The organism is Streptomyces sp. Je 1-369 (assembly GCF_026810505.1).
GTDB lineage: Bacteria > Actinomycetota > Actinomycetes > Streptomycetales > Streptomycetaceae > Streptomyces.
On the sequence record NZ_CP101750.1, the window covers coordinates 8,031,887 to 8,048,800 of the forward strand.

The 16,914-nt window shown below is 71.2% G+C and carries 14 protein-coding genes; 11 read left to right on the top strand and 3 right to left on the bottom strand.

Annotation, left to right across the window (positions count from 1 at the left end; all coding sequences use genetic code 11):
* Window positions 1-25: 25 nt before the first annotated feature.
* Entirely contained in the window at window positions 26-1,282 is a 1,257-nt protein-coding gene (locus tag NOO62_RS35630; protein WP_268774919.1) for a glycoside hydrolase 5 family protein, read from the top strand.
* 276 nt (window positions 1,283-1,558) lie between these two features.
* A complete protein-coding gene (locus tag NOO62_RS35635; RefSeq protein WP_268774920.1) occupies window positions 1,559-4,594 on the top strand; it encodes an alpha-mannosidase in 3,036 nt (1,011 codons plus the stop codon).
* Between the two features lie 17 nt (window positions 4,595-4,611).
* On the opposite strand, the gene NOO62_RS35640 is transcribed toward NOO62_RS35635, so the two are convergent.
* Entirely contained in the window at window positions 4,612-5,328 is a 717-nt protein-coding gene (locus tag NOO62_RS35640; protein ID WP_268774921.1) for a hypothetical protein, read from the bottom strand.
* A gap of 662 nt (window positions 5,329-5,990) precedes the next feature.
* On the opposite strand from NOO62_RS35640, the gene NOO62_RS35645 reads away from it, so the two are divergent.
* Complete coding sequence (locus tag NOO62_RS35645; protein WP_268774922.1) at window positions 5,991-6,464, top strand: hypothetical protein; 474 nt, start codon at window positions 5,991-5,993, stop codon at window positions 6,462-6,464.
* Between the two features lie 78 nt (window positions 6,465-6,542).
* Here the strand turns inward: NOO62_RS35645 and NOO62_RS35650 are convergent, their stop codons facing one another.
* Window positions 6,543-7,253, bottom strand: coding sequence for a FadR/GntR family transcriptional regulator (locus tag NOO62_RS35650; protein ID WP_268774923.1), 711 nt, complete (start codon window positions 7,251-7,253; stop codon window positions 6,543-6,545).
* Between the two features lie 227 nt (window positions 7,254-7,480).
* On the opposite strand from NOO62_RS35650, the gene NOO62_RS35655 reads away from it, so the two are divergent.
* From NOO62_RS35655 to NOO62_RS35690, 8 genes are read left to right on the top strand one after another with little or no spacing between them, the layout of a single operon-like run.
* The gene (locus NOO62_RS35655; RefSeq protein WP_268774924.1) at window positions 7,481-8,575 is read left to right on the top strand and encodes a sugar ABC transporter substrate-binding protein; all 1,095 of its coding nucleotides are present in this window, start codon (window positions 7,481-7,483) and stop codon (window positions 8,573-8,575) included.
* Window positions 8,572-10,113, top strand: a complete 1,542-nt coding sequence (locus NOO62_RS35660) for a sugar ABC transporter ATP-binding protein (RefSeq protein WP_268774925.1) — start codon at window positions 8,572-8,574, stop codon at window positions 10,111-10,113. Before NOO62_RS35655 ends, NOO62_RS35660 begins: the two co-directional genes overlap by 4 nt.
* A complete protein-coding gene (locus tag NOO62_RS35665) occupies window positions 10,106-11,143 on the top strand; it encodes an ABC transporter permease (protein ID WP_268774926.1) in 1,038 nt (345 codons plus the stop codon). The genes NOO62_RS35660 and NOO62_RS35665 overlap by 8 nt, the downstream gene beginning before the upstream one ends.
* 47 nt (window positions 11,144-11,190) lie before the next feature.
* Window positions 11,191-12,576, top strand: a complete 1,386-nt coding sequence (locus tag NOO62_RS35670; RefSeq protein ID WP_268774927.1) for an L-fuconate dehydratase — start codon at window positions 11,191-11,193, stop codon at window positions 12,574-12,576.
* On the top strand, window positions 12,573-13,358 hold the full coding sequence (locus NOO62_RS35675; protein WP_268774928.1) for an SDR family NAD(P)-dependent oxidoreductase: 786 nt from the start codon (window positions 12,573-12,575) through the stop codon (window positions 13,356-13,358). Before NOO62_RS35670 ends, NOO62_RS35675 begins: the two co-directional genes overlap by 4 nt.
* Window positions 13,355-14,371, top strand: a complete 1,017-nt coding sequence (locus NOO62_RS35680; protein WP_268774929.1) for an aldo/keto reductase — start codon at window positions 13,355-13,357, stop codon at window positions 14,369-14,371. Before NOO62_RS35675 ends, NOO62_RS35680 begins: the two co-directional genes overlap by 4 nt.
* The gene (locus NOO62_RS35685) at window positions 14,368-14,574 is read left to right on the top strand and encodes an L-rhamnose mutarotase (RefSeq protein ID WP_268774930.1); all 207 of its coding nucleotides are present in this window, start codon (window positions 14,368-14,370) and stop codon (window positions 14,572-14,574) included. Before NOO62_RS35680 ends, NOO62_RS35685 begins: the two co-directional genes overlap by 4 nt.
* Window positions 14,559-15,428 carry an amidohydrolase family protein gene (locus NOO62_RS35690; protein ID WP_268774931.1) on the top strand — a complete coding sequence of 290 codons (870 nt, stop codon included), beginning with the start codon at window positions 14,559-14,561 and terminating at the stop codon, window positions 15,426-15,428. Before NOO62_RS35685 ends, NOO62_RS35690 begins: the two co-directional genes overlap by 16 nt.
* Here NOO62_RS35690 and NOO62_RS35695 read toward each other — a convergent pair.
* Window positions 15,416-16,843 carry a lipase maturation factor family protein gene (locus tag NOO62_RS35695; protein WP_268774932.1) on the bottom strand — a complete coding sequence of 476 codons (1,428 nt, stop codon included), beginning with the start codon at window positions 16,841-16,843 and terminating at the stop codon, window positions 15,416-15,418. The two genes, NOO62_RS35690 and NOO62_RS35695, sit on opposite strands and share 13 nt — an antisense overlap.
* Window positions 16,844-16,914 lie beyond the last annotated feature (71 nt).

Consider the following 16,914-nt stretch of genomic DNA (forward strand, 5'->3'; position numbering starts at 1 on the left):
TCATCCCCCAGAACCAGGATCCGCCTTGCTCTCCTCCGCATCGCCTTCGGGCGCGCCGCGCTTCGGCGCCAACTACACGCCCGGCCAGGGCTGGTTCCACCACTGGCTCGACTTCGACCTCGATGCCGTACGCGCCGACCTCGACGCCATCGCCTCGCTGGGCCTCGACCACATCCGGGTCTTCCCGATCTGGCCGTACTTCCAGCCGAACCGCACCCTCATCCGGCCGCGCGCCGTCGACCAGCTGGTCCAGCTCGCCGACGCCGCCGCCGAACGCGGTCTGGACGTCAACGTCGACGGTTTGCAGGGGCACCTGTCGAGTTTCGACTTCCTGCCCGCGTGGACGCAGACCTGGCACCGGCGGAACATCTTCACCGACCCCGACGTGGTCTCCGGCCAGGCCGCCTATCTGCGCACCCTGGCCGCCGCGTTGGCGGACCGGCCGAACTTCATCGGCATGACCATAGGCAACGAGATCAACCAGTTCTCGGCGGGCCCGCACCCCGACCCCGACCGCATCACCGAGGAACAGGCGGAGAGCTGGCTGCGCACCGTACTCGCCGCCTGCGAGGAGGGCGCCCCCGGCAAGCTGCACCTGCACGCCGAGTACGACGCCGCCTGGTACCAGGACGACCAGCCCTTCACCCCGGCGCAGGCCGCCGGGCTCGGCGCGGTGACCGCCGTGCACTCCTGGGTGTTCAACGGCACGGCGCAGCGCCACGGTCGCACGGGTGCGGCTACGCGGCAACACGCCGCGTACATGATCGAACTGTCCAAGGCGTGGGCGACCGATCCGCGCCGCCCCGTCTGGCTCCAGGAGGTCGGTGCGCCCGCGCCGCTCATACCCGCCGAGCACGCGGCGGCCTTCACCGAGGACACGATCGAGGCGGCGCTCGACTGCCAGGACGTGTGGGGCGTGACGTGGTGGTGCTCCCACGACGTCTCGCGCGACCTCGCGGACTTTCCCGAACTGGAGTACAGCCTCGGTCTGTTGACGAGCGAGGGCAAGGTCAAGCCCGCGGGCGAGGCGATCGCGCGGATCGTGCGGGAGTGGAGCGGCCGTACGTACGCGCCGGCGCCGCGGACGACCGCGGTGGTCGTCGACGACGCGATGTCACGGCGCTCGGAGTGCGCTCCCGGAGGCGCGGTATTCGAGGCGTTCGCGCGGCTTGTCGCCGACGGGGTGCGCCCCACGGTGGTCCTTGCCGGACGGGTGGCGGACTCCGGGCACCTCGCTGCGCGAGGTATCCGCGACGTGCTGCTTCCGACGGACGTCGGGTAGGCGCGCGCTCGTCCGTCCGCCCGTCCGCCCGTCCGTCCGCTCGTCTGTCCGTCCGTCTCGCACGGGGCTCCGCCCCGGACCCCGCTCCTCAAACGCCGGAGGGGCTGGATATCTCTCCCGCTCCTCGTACGCCGGAGGGGCTGGATATCTCTCCCGCTCCTCGTACGCCGGAGGGGCTGAATATCTCCCCCGCTCCTCGTACGCCGGAAGGGCTGAAATGTCCCCCGGCTCCCCGTGCGCCGGAGGGGCTGAAATTTCGAACATCGGAGAACCCTCATGCATGACGACCGCAGCCTGGTCGAAGGCCGCCTCAAGCGCGTTCTGGACGAGCGCATCAGGCCCGCCGTGTACCCCGCCTCCGTACCCCTCGACGTGGCCGTGTGGAACGCGCCCGGCGAGCCCGTGCCGGTCGCCGAAGGGCTCGCCGCCGAGCCGTCGCCGACGGTGGTCGGCGAGAAGTGGGGGGCGCCCTGGGGGACCAGCTGGTTCCGGGTGACCGGGACCGTGCCGCGGGAGTGGGCGGGCAGGACCGTCGAGGCGATCCTCGACCTCGGCTTCGACGAGAACATGCCCGGCTTCCAGTGCGAGGGCCTCGTCTACCGCCCCGACGGCACCCCGGTGAAGGGCCTCAACCCGCGCAACCAATGGGTGCGGGTCGCCGCTCCCGCCGAGGGCGGCGAAGAGGTGCGGCTGCATATCGAGGCCGCTTCCAACCCCGTCATCCTCGACTACCACCCCTTCCTGCCCACCCAGCTCGGTGACAAGGAGACCGCGGGCAGCGAGCCCCAGTACAAACTGGAGCGCATGGATCTCGCCGTCTTCGACGAGACGGTGTGGCAGCTCGTCATCGACCTCGAGGTCCTCGGTGAGCTCATGCAGGAACTGCCCCAGGACTCGGGGCGGCGCTACGACATCGTGCGCGCGGTCGGCCGTGCCCTGGACGCTGTCGACCTCCAGGACGTGAACGGCTCGGCCGCCGCGGCGCGGGCGCAGCTCGAAGGCGTCCTCACCACCCCCGCCGAGCCGTCGGCGCACCGCATCAGCGCCGTCGGCCACGCCCACATCGACTCGGCGTGGCTGTGGCCGCTGCGCGAGACGGTGCGCAAGGTGGCGCGTACGACGTCCAACATGACCGCGCTCATCGAGGACGAGCCGGACTTCGTCTTCGCCATGTCGCAGGCGCAGCAGTGGGCGTGGATCAAGGAGCACCGCCCGGAGGTTTGGGCGAAGGTCAAGAAGGCCGTCGCCGACGGGCGGTTCGTGCCCGCGGGCGGCATGTGGGTCGAGTCGGACACCAACATGCCGGGCTCGGAGGCGATGGCCCGTCAGTTCGTGCACGGTAAGCGGTTCTTCCTCGACGAGTTCGGCGTCGAGAACGACGAGGCGTGGCTGCCCGACACCTTCGGCTTCGCCGCAGGACTCCCGCAGATCATCAAGGCGGCCGGCTCCAAGTGGCTGCTCACGCAGAAGATCTCGTGGTCCCAGACGAACCGCTTCCCGCACCACACCTTCAACTGGGAGGGCATCGACGGCACCCGGATCTTCACGCACTTCCCGCCCGTCGACACGTACAACTGCTCGATGAAGGGCAGCGAGATCGCCCACGCGGCGAAGAACTTCAAGGACAAGGGCGTCGCCCGGCACTCCCTCGCCCCCACCGGCTGGGGCGACGGAGGCGGCGGCACCACCCGCGAGATGATCGCCAAGGCGGCGCGCCTCCGTGACCTGGAGGGCTCGGCGACCGTCGAGTGGGAGACGCCCGCCGCCTTCTTCGAGAAGGCCGAGGCCGAGTACCCGAACGCGCCCGTCTGGGTCGGCGAGCTCTACCTCGAACTGCACCGCGCCACCCTCACCAGCCAGGCAGGCACCAAGCAGGGCAACCGCCGCAGCGAACACCTCCTGCGGGAGGCGGAGCTGTGGGCCGCGACGGCGGCGGTGCGGGGCGACTTCGCGTACCCCTACGAGCAGTTGGACCGCATCTGGAAGACGGTCCTGCTCCACCAGTTCCACGACATCCTGCCCGGATCGTCCATCGCCTGGGTGCACCGCGAGGCCCGCGCGACCTACGCGGCGCTCGCCCAGGAACTGAACGGCATCATCGACGAGGCGCAGCGCGCACTCGCCGGTGAGGGCACCGGCTCGCTCGTCTTCAACTCCACTCCGCACGCCCGCGACGGCGTGCCCGCGGGCGGCGCGCGGGCCGCGGCGGCCGACGGCACGGCGACGACCGCCCCGCGTGCGGACGGTGGCTACGTCCTCGACAACGGGCTGCTGCGGGTGGAGATCGACGGGCGCGGCCTGGTCGTCTCCGCGTACGACCTGGTGGCCGACCGCGAGACCGTCGCGCCGGGCCGGGCGGCGAACCTGCCCCAGATCCACGCCGACTTCCCGAACATGTGGGACGCGTGGGACGTCGACGAGTTCTACCGCAACACCGTGACCGATCTCGTGGAGGCGGACGAGGTCACAGCCGGTGAAGGCGAAGGTGAAGGTGGAGGTGCCTCGGTCCGCGTCGTGCGCACCTTCGGTGACTCGCGCCTCACGCAGGTGCTCACGCTCGCGCCCGGTGACCGGCGCCTCGACATCGACACCGAGGTCGACTGGCACGAGACGGAGAAGTTCCTCAAGCTCGCCTTCCCGCTGGACATCCACGCGGAGCGGTACGCCTCGGAGACCCAGTTCGGGCACTTCTACCGCGCCACGCACACCAACACGAGCTGGGAGGCCGCCAAGTTCGAGGCCTGCAACCACCGGTTCGTGCACATCGAGGAGCCGGGCTGGGGCGTCGCGCTGGTCAACGACTCGACGTACGGGCACGACGTGACACGCACGGTGCGCGCCGAGGACTCCGGCACGACCACGACGGTCCGTGTCTCGCTCCTGCGCGCCCCGCGCTTCCCCGACCCCGAGACGGACCAGGGCGTCCACCGCTTCCGGCACGCCCTGGTGCCGGGCGCGGGGATCGGCGACGCGGTGCGCGAGGGGTACCGGGTCAACCTGCCCGAGCGCAGGATCACGGGGGGCGCGGTCGAGGTGGCGCCGCTGGTGACGGTCGACGACGACGCGGTGGTCGTCACGGCGGTCAAGCTCGCCGACGACGGCAGCGGTGACGTGGTCGTCCGCTTCCATGAGGCCCACGGCGGGCGGGCGAAGGCCACGCTCACCACGGGGTTCGCGGCGGGTTCGGTCGCCGTGACCGACCTGCTGGAGCGGCCGCTCGACGGGGTGCAGGCGCCGGAGCTCGCGGGTGACGCGGTCGCGGTGACGCTGCGGCCGTTCGAGCTGGTGACGCTGCGGTTCACGCGGGGCTGAAACGCGGGTGAGGCCCTTCAGCCGTCGGTCCGCAGCCATACGCGCAGCGGGCCGACGGGCTCGAACCCTTGGCGGAGCGCGGCCGCGAGGTCGTCGCCGTGCTCGTATCCGACGACGGGCACGCCCGGCCACAGCCGGTCCGTGGCCTCCAGGCAGGAACGCCACGCGTCGTCCAGGTCGTCGTCGGTGGCGAAGAGGTTGGATACGCCGATGGCTCCGGCACCGGGGTAGGCGATGGCGCCCGCGGTGACGGGACCGGTGGCCGCGGGTGTCAGGAACACCGCTCCGGCGTCGAGCAGCGCGGGCCGGAAGAGCCCCTCGCTCTCCCCGGCACCGCTCCACGCGGCCTCCCACGCGAGCAGTCGTCCGGCGCCGTCGACCGGCTCCCAGTCCCCGGCACGCGGCGGGGCGGGGTCCGTCGCCGCGCGGTAGATCCACTGCGCATCGAACAGCACCTCGAAGCCCGTCCCGGAGAGGTCCAGCGTGCCGAAGCTGTCCTTGACGGAGGCGCCGGGGGAGGAGAGGTCGATGCGGGGCAGTACGTCGTCGGGGGTCGCCGCGGGCGAGAGCGTCACGGCGTCGGGGTACAGCGGGGGAGTGCGCAGAGCGCTTGCCCATACGCCTCCTTCGATGGTGCCTTCCACTCCGTGGGAGCGGCAGACGGCGTCGCACCAGTCGGCGTTGTTGTGTACGGCCGCGGTGAGGAACGGGGTGGCGTGCGAGTCGGTGATCACGCGGGGATGCTGTCAGAGGTGGCCCGTGCGCGTCGCCCGTATTTCTTTCGCCGCCTTGCGGGGAGAGGGGTGTCATTCGTGACCCGGTGCAACATGATGAGCTCCTGAGTCTGTCGCGCAACGGGGGTGTGGCATGGAACCGACGGAGCTCGCGGTGCTTGCGGTGGGTGTCGTCACCGCGGTGGCCACGGGGGCGGCGACCGGTGTGGGGGAGGCCGCGGGAGCCGCCGTCACCGAGCTGGTCAGGTCACGGCTGGCCCGCACGGAGCGGGGGCGCGCGGCGCTGGCGGGGATCGACGGGGGCGGGGCGAGCGGACCCGAGCAGACGCAAGCCCAGGCGCAGGCCGTCCTGCGCGAGGAAATAGAGGCGGACCCCGAGCTGGGGCGGCAGCTCGCCCTGCACCTCAACACCCCCACGACGTACAACCGTGACTCGGTGGTCATCGACCGCAGCACGATCTCGCGCAGCCACATCTCGCTCGGACCGATCACGGTCAACAAGACGCCGGGCTCGCTCGCCGTCCTCGCGGTGACCGGCGTACTGCTACTGGCCCTGGTGGCGCTCGGCGTATACGGAGGAGAGCGGCGGCAAGGCCGCGCCGGACGAGGGAAAAGCCGCCGACTCGGCCGGCGGCAAGGCCGATCGGACGCGTGCGCTGACCGTGGCGCAGACGCGCGACGCCCTGCCCACGCCGAAGGACATGCCGCCCGGCTGGTCACAGGAGGGCCCGGCCGATGCCGTCGAAGCGGAGCAAGCGGGCGCCTGTCACGAGGGAGACACGCGGTACGCGATGACGGCATCGGGGTCCGGGTCCGTCAGGGCCGAGTTCCAGATCTTCGGCTGCACCTCGCCCACCCAGGCGGAGCGCGTACGCAAGCAGCTCGTACGCGAGCAGTCCGGCTACGACAGGACCACACCGCTCTCCCTGGCCGCCCTCGGCGACAAGAGCTCGACCTTCACGTACTACAAGGAACCCGAGGACAGCACGAACGCCATGGCCGTCCTTCGGGTGGGCAGCACCGTGGGCTGGCTGCGCTTCGGCGAGGTCAACGACCTGCCGGGCTACGAGGCGCAACTCGACGAGCTGGCCCGCGCCTTCGTCGGCCGGATCGAACGGACCCTGGCTGACGGCTGACGGCTGACGGCTGACGGCTGACGGCTGACGGCTGACGGCTGACGGCTGACGGCTGACGGTCGTCCCGAGGAGTGCGCTTCACCCCTCCACCTGCGCCCGCAGCCACTCCTCCACCTCGCCCACGTGCGCCGCCGCCGCGGCGCGGGCCGCCTCCGGGTCGCGGGCGACGAGTGCGCGGTGGATGCGGGCGTGCTCGCGCCGGGTGCGTTCGAACGCGCCCTCTTCCTGGTAGCCGCGCCAGACCCGTGCGCGGAACGTCCGCGACGACAGGCCCTCCAGGATCGCGGCCATCGTGTCGTTGCCCGCGGCCAGGGCGATCGTGCGGTGGAACGCCAGGTCGTGGGAGAGGATCTCCTCCGGGTCGTCCGTGGCGTTCATGGCTTCCAAGTGCTTCTCGACGTCGGCCAGTTGGTCCGGGGAGATGCGGGCGGCGGCCAGTGCGGTCGCGGTGGACTCCAGTACCCGGCGGATTTCGAGGAGCTCGACGAGGCGCGCTCCACGGGACAGGTCGGCGACCACGCCGAAGGTTTCCAGGAGGTCTCCGGCCTCCAGTTGGGTGACGTAGATGCCGGAGCCGTGCCGGGCTTCGAGCACCCCGAGTACCGTCAGTGCCCGGATGGCCTCCCGCATCGAGCTGCGGGAAATGCCCAGCTGGGCCGCCAAGTCCCTTTCCGTGGGCAGGCGTTGACCTGCTTCGAGCCCGCCCTCGCGGATCATCGTCTTGATCTGCTCGATGGCCCGCTGCGTCACGGTGCCCTTCTGCGGGGCGGCCTGGTCTGGCTGGTCCACGTAACGCTCCTCCACTGGCCGGGTCGCCGCAGTCTAGTCAGAGATGTGGTCCGACCACTACGGCCGGAAACCGGGGAAAGTCGCCGACGAGGGGTGTTGTGGGCGGCAAGTGGTCTGATAAATATTCGCGTCATCAGGTCCCCCTCCTTTCCCCCTCCCTCGCCCTCCCTCCCCCTCCTTCCCTCTTCCGTTCCCCCCTCGTTCCCCCGTCGATGAGGAGTCCGCAGATGGCCAGCCGGAACGTGCGCAGCAAACCGAGCAACAGGCTCAGCAGGAACGGGACGTCACGGGCGGTGCGCGCCGCGGCCGTCACCGCCTGCGCGGCCCTCGTCCTCGCCGCCTGCGGCAGTACGAAGGACACCGCGTCGCCCGGCGCGGGTGGCGGCGGAGAGGGCAGGGTCGGTGTGATCCTGCCCCTGCTGACCTCACCGTTCTGGCAGTCGTACAACGACTACGTGCCCAAGATGGCGAAGTCCGAGGACGTCGACGCGATGAAGACCGTCAACTCCAACAGTGACCCCTCGCAGCAGATCACCGACATCAACAACCAGCTCAACCAGGGGGTCAAGGGGCTCGTCGTCGCACCGCTCGACAGTGCCGCGATCGCCGCCGGGCTCGACCAGGCCGAGCGCAAGGGCGTGCCCGTGGTCACCGTCGACGTCGCCCCCGAGAAGGGCAAGGTCGCGATGGTCGTGCGGGCCGACAACGTCGCGTACGGGGAGAAGGCCTGTGACTACCTCGGGGGCGAGGTCAAGACCGGCAAGGTCGTACAGATCATGGGCGACCTGGCCTCCGTCAACGGGCGTGAGCGCTCCAAGGCCTTCCGGGACTGTATGAAGAGGAAGCACCCGAAGCTGCAGGTCCTGGAGATCCCCGCCAAGTGGGAGTCCGACACGGCCGCCGCCAAGCTGGACACCCTGCTCAACTCCCACCCCGACATCAAGGGCATCTACATGCAGGCGGGCGGCGTGTACCTCGCGCCCACCCTGCAGACCCTCAAGTCCAAGGGGATGCTGAAGAAGGCGGGGGAGAAGGGGCACATCACCGTCGTCTCCAACGACGGCATCCCGCAGGAGTTCGACGCCATTCGCAAGGGCCAGATCGACGCGACCGTCTCGCAGCCCGCCGACGCCTACGCCAAGTACGGCATGTACTACATCAAGGCCGCGATGAACGGGAAGAAGTTCGAGCCCGGACCGACCGACCACGGATCCGAGATCGTGAAGCTGCCCAGCGGCATCCTGGAGGACCAGCTGCCCGCCCCGCTGGTCACCGGGAAGAACGTCGACGACTCCGAGCTGTGGGGCAACAAGGTCACATGACGACCACCGAGCTCCCCACTGGCCGGACCGACGTCCCCCCGCTCGTCGAGGCGTCCGGCATCGTGAAGCGGTACGGACCCACCGTCGCCCTCCAGGACGGCCGGCTGACCGTCCTGCCCGGCGAGTCCCACGCCCTCGTCGGCCGCAACGGCGCGGGCAAGTCCACCCTCGTCACCGTCCTCACCGGACTCCAGGCCCCCGACGCCGGCACCGTCCGCTTCGACGGCGAACCCGCGCCGCCGCTCGGCGACCGCGACGCCTGGCGCCGCAGAGTGGCCTGCGTCTACCAGAAGCCGACCGTCGTCCCCGAACTGACCGTCGCCGAGAACCTCTTCATCAACCGGCAGCCCACGGGCCGCGGCGGCTTCATCAGCTGGCGCAGGCTGCGGAACGAAGCCGCGGAGGTACTGGACACGTGGGACGTACACGTCGACCCCGACGCGCGGACCGCCGACCTCAAGGTCGAGGACCGCCAAATGGTGGAGATCGCACGGGTGTTGAGCTTCGGCGCACGCTTCATCGTCCTCGACGAGCCGACCGCGCAGCTCGACAACAAGGAGATCGAGCGGCTCTTCACGCGCATGCGCGCCCTCCAGGAATCCGGCGTCACGTTCCTGTTCATCTCGCACCACCTCCAAGAGGTGTACGAGGTGTGCCAGACCGTCACCGTCCTGCGCGACGCCCGCTGGATCACCAGCGCCCCCGTCGCCGACCTGCCGCGCGGCGCCCTCGTGGCGGCCATGGCGGGCGAGGTCATCGCCGAGAAGGCCGACGCCGAGGAAGCCGTGGCCCGCGCCGGGGCGCCCGCCGACGCGCCCGTACTGCTCGACGTGCGGGGCCTCACCAGCGAGTCGTACACCGGCATCGACCTCACCGTGCGCAAGGGCGAGGTCGTCGGACTCGCCGGATCCAGCGGCAGCGGCAAGATCAACCTCGCGGAGAGCTTCGCCGGTCTGCACACCCCGAGCGCGGGGAGCGCCCGGCTCGACGGCCGCCCCCTGCCCTTCGGCGACGTGACCGCCGCCCTGCGCGCCGGGGTCGGCTGCGTACCGCGCGACCGGCACGGCCAGGGCCTCGTCTTCGGCATGAGCATCGGCGACAACGCCACCATGAGCGTCCTGGACCGCCTCGGCCGGTACGGGTTCATCGGCACCGACACCAGACGTCGCTTCGCCGACGACCTCATCGACCGTCTCGACATCCACGCCGAAGGCCCCGACCAGCCCGTCTCCGACCTCTCCGGAGGCAACGCCCAGAAGGTCGTCATGGCCCGCGCCCTCGCCTCCGACCCGCGCCTGCTCGTCCTCATCAACCCGACCGCGGGCGTCGACGTGAAGTCCAAGGAGTCCCTGCTCGCCCGCATGGACCACGCCCGCGAGAACGGCACCGCCGTCCTCGTCGTCTCCGACGAACTCGACGACCTGCGCCGCTGCGACCGCGTGCTCGTGCTCTTCCACGGCAGGATCGTCGCCGAGCACGCCGCGGGCTTCCACGACCACGAGCTGATCGCCTCCATCGAAGGAATGGACCATGGCTGACCTGAAGGCCCCGTCGGCCTCGACCGCGGCTCCCGTACGCCCGGTACGCGATAAGGCGGCGGCGAAGGCCGTCCTGCTGCGACGCGCCCGCGAACTCGCCCTCGTCCCGGCCCTGTTGCTGCTCGTCCTGCTCGGCGCACTCGTCAACGACTCGTTCCTGACCGAGCGGAACCTCATCTCCATCCTCGGCGCGTCCGCCGCGCTCGCCATGGTCGTCCTCGCCGAGTCCCTCGTCCTCATCACCGGCAAGTTCGACCTCTCCCTGGAGTCGGTCGTCGGCATCGCGCCCGCCCTCGGCGCGCTCCTCGTCCTGCCCGCCGCCCAGGCCGGTTTCGGCACGGACCTGCCCGTGGCCGTCGGCATCCTGGCCATCGTGCTGGTCGGCGCGGTCATCGGCGCCTTCAACGGCGTCCTCGTCGTGAAACTCAAACTCAACGCGTTCATCGTGACGCTCGCCATGCTGATCGTGCTGCGCGGCCTGCTCGTCGGCTCCACCGAGGGCAAGACCCTCTTCGGCATGCCCGACGCCTTCTACACCCTCGCCACCACCACCTTCCTGAGCATCCCCCTTTCGGTGTGGCTCGCGGGGGCCGCCTTCGGCCTCGCGGGCTTCGTCCTGAAGTACCACCGCGTGGGCCGCGCCCTGTACGCGATCGGCGGCAACCCGGACGCGGCGCGCGCCGCGGGGATCCGCGTCGACCGGGTCATGCTCGGCGTGTTCGTCGTCGCCGGGGCACTCGCCGCGGTCGGCGGCCTCATGCAGACCGGCTACGTCGGCGCCATCAACGCCAACCAGGGCCAGAACATGATCTTCACGGTGTTCGCCGCCGCCGTCATCGGAGGCATCAGCCTCGACGGCGGCAGAGGCACCATGTTCGGCGCCCTCACCGGCGTCCTGCTCCTCGGCGTCGTACAGAACCTGCTCACCCTCGCCCAGGTGCCGTCCTTCTGGATCCAGGCCATCTACGGCGGAATCATCCTCGTCGCCCTGATGATCGCCCGCGTCACCACCGGCCGCGCACAGGACTGACCCGCCACAGTCAGCCGCGTCCCCGCTTCCTTCCGGAAAGGCCCCCTGTGTCCCCGACCCCCGCCCGCATCACCGCGGTAGACACCCACGACATACGGTTCCCCACCTCGCGGGAGCTGGACGGGTCCGACGCGATGAACCCGGACCCCGACTACTCCGCCGCCTACGTGGTGCTGCGCACCGACGCCGACGACGGTCTGGAAGGGCACGGATTCACCTTCACCATCGGCCGCGGCAACGACGTCCAGGTCGCCGCGATCCACGCCTTGCGCCACCACGTGATCGGCCGCCCGGTCGACGAGCTCTGCGCCGACCCCGGCACCGTCAACCGCGACCTCGTCGGCGACAGCCAGTTGCGCTGGCTCGGTCCCGAGAAGGGCGTGATGCACATGGCCATCGGCGCCGTCGTCAACGCGGTCTGGGACCTCGCCGCCAAGCGCGCCCGCAAACCCCTGTGGCGGCTGCTCGCCGACGCCACGCCCGAATGGCTCGTCTCCCAGGTCGACTTCCGGTACATCGCCGACGCCCTCACCCCGCAGGACGCCCTCGACCTGCTGCGGTCCGCCCGCACGGGCGCCGCGGACCGGACCATCGCCCTCCTGGAGCGGGGCTTCCCCGGCTACACCACCTCGCCCGGCTGGCTCGGCTACAGCGACGAGAAACTCACCCGCCTCGCCCGGCAGGCCGTCGCCGACGGCTTCACGCAGATCAAACTGAAGGTCGGTGCCGACCTCGACGACGACATCCGCCGCTGCCGCACCGCCCGCGCCGCCATCGGCCCCGACATCCGCATCGCCGTCGACGCCAACCAGCGCTGGAACGTCGACGAAGCCGTCCAATGGACGCGTGCGCTCGCCGAGTTCGACCCCTACTGGGTCGAGGAGCCCACCAGCCCCGACGACGTACTCGGCCACGCCGCGATCCGCGCCGCCGTCGCCCCGGTCAAGGTCGCCACCGGCGAACACGTACAGAACCGCATCGTCTTCAAACAGCTCCTCCAGGCCGGCGCCATCGACATCCTCCAGATAGACGCGGCCCGCGTCGGCGGAGTCAACGAGAACCTCGCGATCCTGCTGCTCGCCGCCAAGTTCGGCGTCCCCGTCTGCCCGCACGCGGGCGGCGTCGGACTCTGCGAACTCGTCCAGCACCTGTCGATGTTCGACTACGTGGCGCTCGCAGGGACCACGGAGAACCGCGTCATCGAGTACGTCGACCACCTGCACGAGCACTTCACCGACCCCGTCGTGCTGCGCGCGGGCCACTACACGGCCCCGACCGCGCCCGGCTTCTCCGCGACGATGCGCGCCGAGTCCATCGCCGAATACACCTACCCGGGCGGCACGTTCTGGGCCGCGGACCTCGTACAGGAGCAGCACGCGCAGGACGCCCCCGCACACGACCGCACCGCACGGGACAAGGGAGCAGCCGCATGACCGACTTCCAAGGCCTCAAGGCCCTCGTCACCGGCGGGGCCTCCGGCATCGGCCGGGCCACCGCCGAGCTCCTCGCCGCCCGCGGCGCCGACGTCGCCGTCCTCGACCTCGATCCGAGCGACCTCGATCCGGGCGACCTCGACCCGGCGGGCGTCGACAAACCCCTGCGCGCCTACGCCGCCGACGTCACCGACGACACGGCCGTACGGGACGCCGTCGCCGCTGCCGCCGCCGACCTCGGCGGACTCGACGTCCTGGTCAACAACGCGGGCATCGGCGCCCAGGGCACCGTCGAGGACAACGACGACGCCCAATGGCACGCCGTCCTGGACGTCAACGTCCTCGGCGTCGTCCGCACCACCCGCGCCGCCCTGCCGCACCTGCGCCTCTCCACCGACGCGGCGATCGTCAACACCTGCTCCATAGCCGCGACGGCGGGCCTCCCGCAGCGCGCCCTGTACTCGGCGTCGAAGGGCGCGGTGCTCTCCCTCACCCTCGCCATGGCCGCCGACCACGTACGCGACGGGGTGCGCGTCAACTGCGTCAACCCCGGCACCGTCGACACCCCGTGGGTCGGCCGCCTCCTGGACGCCGCCCCCGACCCCGCCGCCGAGCGAGCCGCGCTGGAGGCCCGGCAGCCCACCGGGCGACTCGTCACGGCCGACGAAGTCGCGGGCGCCATCGCCTACTTGGCGAGCCCCCTGTCCGGCGCCACCACCGGCACCGCACTCGCCGTCGACGGCGGCATGCAGGGTCTGCGACTGCGGCCGGTGACCCGGTGAGCGCCCTGGAGCGGCGTCCCCTCGGCCCCGGTGGCGTCGAGGTGACCGCGCTGTCCTTCGGAGCCGCGGGCATCGGCAACCTCTACGCGCCGATCACCGACGCGCAGGCGGCCACCGCACTCGACCGCGCCTGGAACGCGGGCATCCGCTACTTCGACACCGCCCCGCACTACGGCCTCGGCCTGTCCGAGCGCAGACTGGGCCAGGCGCTGCGGGGCCGGGACCGCTCCTCGTACGTCATCTCCACGAAGGTCGGCAGGATACTGGAGCCCGCGAACCTCCCTGGCGACGACCTCGCCGACGGCGGCTTCGCCGTGCCGAGGACGCACCGCAGGATCTGGGACTTCAGCGCGGACGGCGTGCGCCGCTCGATCGAGTCCAGCCTCACCCGCCTCGGCACCGACCGCGTCGACGTCGTCTTCCTGCACGACCCCGACCACCACGAGGAAGAAGCTTTCCGCGAGGGCTACCCGGCCCTGGAGAAACTGCGCTCCGAAGGCGTCGTCGGCGCGATAGGCGCGGGCATGAACCAGGCGGAGATGCTCACCCGCTTCGTCCGAGACACGGACGTCGACGCCGTACTCTGCGCGGGCCGCTACACGCTCCTCGACCACCGGGCCCTCACCGGGCTGCTGCCCGCGGCGAGCGAGCGCGGCACGTCGATCGTCATCGGCGGTGTGTTCAACTCCGGACTGCTCGCCGACCCCAAGCCGGGTGCCCGTTTCGACTATGTCGAGGCGCCACCTGACCTGCTGGCCCGCGCCCGCGCCCTGCGCACGCTCGCCGAGCGGCACGGCACCACGCTCCGGGCCGCCGCCCTCGCCTTCCCCTTCGGTCATCCGGCCGTCGTCAGCGTGCTCGTCGGCATCCGCGCGCCGGAGCAGGTCACCGACGCGGCCGCGCAGTTCGCCGCCGAGGTACCCGCCGACTTCTGGCGGGAGGCACGGGAGGCCGGGCTGCTGCCCCCGGAGGTGCCGGTTCCCGGCGAGGCGCGGGGAGGAGCACGGCCGTGAGAGTCGCCCTGCACACCAAGGTCCGTGCGGACCGCGTGGACGCGTACGACGCCGCGCACCGCGAGGTGCCCGCCGAGCTCATCGCGGCGATCCGGAGGGCGGGCGCCACCTCCTGGACGATCTGGCGCAGCGGCCTCGTCGTCCACGACTACTCCGCCGAGGGTGCGGAGGCGGGCCTGCCCGTCGTATGGGGGCTGCCGTGACGGAGAGCGCGCCGGGCATCGTCGACGCCCACCACCACGTATGGGACCTCTCCGTGCGCGACCAGGACTGGATCACCGGGGACGCCCTCGCCCCGATCCGCAGGAACTTCTCCCTCGCCGACCTCGCGCCCGAGGCCCGCGCGGCCGGTGTGGGCGCCACGGTCGTCGTCCAGACGGTGACCGTCCCCGAGGAGACCCCGGAACTCCTGGCCCTGGCCGAGGCGAACGACCTCGTCGCGGGCGTCGTCGGCTGGACGGACCTCACCCGCCCCGACGTGGCCGACACATTGGCCGCCCTGCGCGAACTCCCGGGCGGGCAGCACCTGGTGGGCATCCGGCACCAGGTGCAGAGCGAGCCGGACCCCGAGTGGCTGCTCCGCCCGGACGTCCGCAGGGGCCTGTCCGCCCTGGCCGACGCGGGTCTCGCCCACGACCTCGTGGTCCTGCCCCACCAGCTGCCCGCCTGCGCCGAGGCGGCGGCAGGAATGCCCGAACTCACCTTCGTACTCGACCACTTGGGCAAGCCGCCCATCGCCCGCGGAACCCTGGAACCCTGGGCGGCAGCGGTCCGCGCCCTCGCCGTCCGCCCCAACACCGTCTGCAAACTCTCCGGCATGGTCACCGAGGCCGATCACGCGACGTGGACGGTGGGCGACCTGCGGCCCTACGCGGACATCGTGCTGGACGCCTTCGGTCCGCGACGGCTGATGTACGGATCCGACTGGCCGGTCAGCACTCTCGCGGCGACGTACACCGAAGTCCTGGACGCGGCACGCCTGTTGACGGACGCGCTGGACCCCGCCGAGCGTCAGGAGGTCTTCGGCGGCACCGCCCGGCGCGTCTACTCGCTCTGAGTCGTCGGAGCAAGACGCGTCGGCCCCAGGAACTCACGGACGTACGTGCGCTCCCAGCACGCACCCGTCTCGCGCAGCTCGCGCCAGGTCGTGAACCGGTAGCGGTACAGCCTGGCGCGGATGTACGCGGGCGGGGACCCGGGCGGGAACGGGGAGCTCCGCAGCAGGCGCAGGGTGTCACGGTCGTCGTCCAGCAGGCGCTCCACCAGCGGGCCGAACCACGAGCGCGCGTACGCGGGAGAGAGCCCGGCGAACCACATCATCCAGTCGAGCCGCAGGTGGTAGGGCGCGAACTGGCGTGGCCAGCGGTGTACGTCGCCGGGCTTGCCCTTGAACTCGTAGGCCAGCCAGTCGGAGTCCTCGCGGGGCACCGTGTCCGCCGTGCCCTCGATGACGATCTCCTGGCGCACCCGGTTGACGCTGCCGAACGCGCCGTACGCGTTGACGAGGTGCAGCGGGTCGAACGAGCGGTTCATGACCTGGCGGCGGGACAGCAGATTGCGCAACGGCCGGTAGCTCATGGCCAGGAGCAGGACCGCCACGACGGTGACCACCACCTCGTACCAGACGGGCGTGGCCGCGACGTCGGGTGCCGTGTGCCATGCGGACAGGTCCAGTGCGGAGACCGCGACCACGATCGTGATCCAGTTCAGCCAGGAGAAGTTGCCGGACAGGACCAGCCAGAGCTGGGTCACGATCATCAGGCAGGCCGCGACCGTCGCTACCGGCTGAGGTGTGAACAGCAGGAAGGGCACGACAAGTTGGGTGACGTGGTTGGCCGCGACCTCCACCCGGTGCACCGGTTTCGGCAGGTGGTGGAAGAACCAGCTCAGCGGCCCGGGCATCGGCTGCGTCTCGTGGTGGAAGTCCAGGCAGGTGAGCTTGCGCCAGCACGCGTCCCCGCGCATCTTGATCAGCCCGGCACCGAACTCCACGCGGAAGAGCACCCACCGCAGCAGGAAGAGCACGAGGACCGGTGGGGCGACCCGGTCGTTGCCGAGGAAGACGGCGAGGAAGCCCACTTCGAGGAGCAGCGACTCCCAGCCGAAGCCGTACCAGGTCTGCCCCACGTTCACGATGGAGAGATACAGCGCCCAGGGCACCAGCCACAGCAGCATCGCGCCCCACAGCGGCAGAAGACCGTCCGCACCGGCGAGCAGCGCCACCGCGACCGCGCACCCCGCCCACGCGCAGAGCGCGAAGAACCGGTCCGAGAAGCGCAGCTGGAACAGGCTGGGGGCGCGGCGGAACGGTACCCGCTCGACGTACCGCGGCACCGGCAGCATCCCGCGCTCCCCGATGAGCGCCCGGAACTGCAGGGCGGCACCGAGGAACGCCATCACGTAGAGCACGGCCAGGGCCCGCTGGAAGATCAGCCGACTCAGCCAGTACGCATCCGCCGTGAACCACTCCACGGCTCCATTGTGCTGCCGACCAGGGTTTTCCGTGCGGCGACCGGGCCGCACGCCCGGCTTGCGAGCCCGCA

What these genes read in the sequence shown, in the direction of transcription:
- NOO62_RS35635 (WP_268774920.1), top strand. Translation starts at nt 1,559, where the DNA reads ATGCATGACGACCGCAGCCTGGTCGAAGGCCGCCTCAAGCGCGTTCTG.
- NOO62_RS35655 (WP_268774924.1), top strand. Translation starts at nt 7,481, where the DNA reads ATGGCCAGCCGGAACGTGCGCAGCAAACCGAGCAACAGGCTCAGCAGG.
- NOO62_RS35660 (WP_268774925.1), top strand. Translation starts at nt 8,572, where the DNA reads ATGACGACCACCGAGCTCCCCACTGGCCGGACCGACGTCCCCCCGCTC.
- NOO62_RS35665 (WP_268774926.1), top strand. Translation starts at nt 10,106, where the DNA reads ATGGCTGACCTGAAGGCCCCGTCGGCCTCGACCGCGGCTCCCGTACGC.
- NOO62_RS35675 (WP_268774928.1), top strand. Translation starts at nt 12,573, where the DNA reads ATGACCGACTTCCAAGGCCTCAAGGCCCTCGTCACCGGCGGGGCCTCC.
- NOO62_RS35690 (WP_268774931.1), top strand. Translation starts at nt 14,559, where the DNA reads ATGGGGGCTGCCGTGACGGAGAGCGCGCCGGGCATCGTCGACGCCCAC.